The sequence below is a fragment of the Burkholderia sp. GW821-FHT14F03 genome (assembly GCF_058803765.1).
Window position 1 is genome coordinate 1 of sequence record NZ_JBXAPG010000144.1, and the last position, 684, is coordinate 684.

Consider the following 684-nt stretch of genomic DNA (forward strand, 5'->3'; position numbering starts at 1 on the left):
CGCCGGCTGTCCAGCGCCTCCCCGCCGAAGATGACCCACTTCAGGCCCCAGCCCGGCGCCGACTCGATGAATCCGGGCTGCTGCAGCAACTGGAAAAATGCCGATGGCGTCTGGTTCAGCACGCTCACGCGCTGCTCGCGCAACAGTTCGCAGAATGCGCGCGGCGCACGCGCAACCCAGTGCGGCACCATCACCAGCCGGCCACCATGCAGCAGCGCACCCCAAATTTCCCAGACCGAAAAGTCGAACGCCGTCGAATGGAAGCAGCTCCACACGTCTTCGGCTCCAAAACCGAATTGCTTGCGCGTCGTATTCAACAACCGCAGCACGTTCGCGTGCGTGACCTCCACTCCCTTCGGCGCACCCGTCGAACCCGACGTATAAATCACGTACGCCAGCCGCGCCGGTCCCGCGGCGCCCTCCTCCTCCGGCGCCGCCGCGTCATGCGCCTCGAGCGTCTCGATGTCCACCAGCGGCACGCCGACGCCCAGCGCTTCCAGATCCCCGCGCAGCGCCCGCTGCGTCAGAACCACCTCGACGCCGCTGTCCTCGATCAGATAGCGCAAGCGTTGCGCCGGGTATTGCGGATCCAGCGGCACATAGGCCGACGACGCACGCAAGATCCCCAGCATGCCCACCACCACGTCCGCCCCGCGCCCCATGCACAGGCCCACGCGCTTCTCC

At 67.1% G+C, this 684-nt stretch carries 1 protein-coding gene; it reads right to left on the minus strand.

Features of this window, described 5'->3' with window-relative positions:
* The coding region (locus tag AC1RQF_RS33420; RefSeq protein WP_492874414.1) for an AMP-binding protein at positions 1-684 on the minus strand (684 nt) is incomplete at both ends.